The following is a 490-nucleotide window of genomic DNA, read 5'->3' as shown; positions in this document are numbered from 1 at the left end:
ACGATCTCATCCTGACGACCTACGCGCTGCTGTGGCGCGACCAGGAAGTCCTTGCACAGCACGACTATCACCTGCTGATCCTCGACGAGGCGCAGTACGTCAAGAACGCCACCACCAAAGCGGCGGCGACCATCCGTGAACTGCGCGCCCGGCACCGCCTGTGTCTCACCGGCACGCCACTTGAAAATCACCTCGGCGAGCTGTGGTCACAATTCGACTTCCTGCTCCCAGGCTTCCTTGGCAGCCTGAAGGATTTCACGAAGCGTTGGCGAACTCCAATCGAGAAAGGCGGCGACACCGTGCGGCGTGATCTGCTCGCGCGCCGTATCCGCCCCTTCATGCTGCGCCGGCGCAAGGATGAGGTCGCGAAAGAACTGCCGCCAAAGACCATCATCATGCGCACCGTCGACCTCGAAGGCGCGCAGCGCGACCTGTACGAAACCGTGCGCGCAGCGATGCACGAAAAAGTCCGGGCCGCCGTTACGGCCCA

The 490-nt window shown here is 62.9% G+C and carries 1 protein-coding gene; it reads left to right on the top strand.

All coding sequences use genetic code 11. The features are described 5' to 3' along the window. Positions 1–490 (top strand): SNF2-related protein (locus tag P0D80_RS51150; protein ID WP_408296605.1); only part of this gene is annotated, 490 nt, incomplete at both ends.

It is taken from the genome of Paraburkholderia sp. RL17-373-BIF-A (assembly GCF_046030175.1).
Lineage (GTDB): Bacteria > Pseudomonadota > Gammaproteobacteria > Burkholderiales > Burkholderiaceae > Paraburkholderia.
This window is presented reverse-complemented; position numbering and strand designations above follow the sequence as displayed.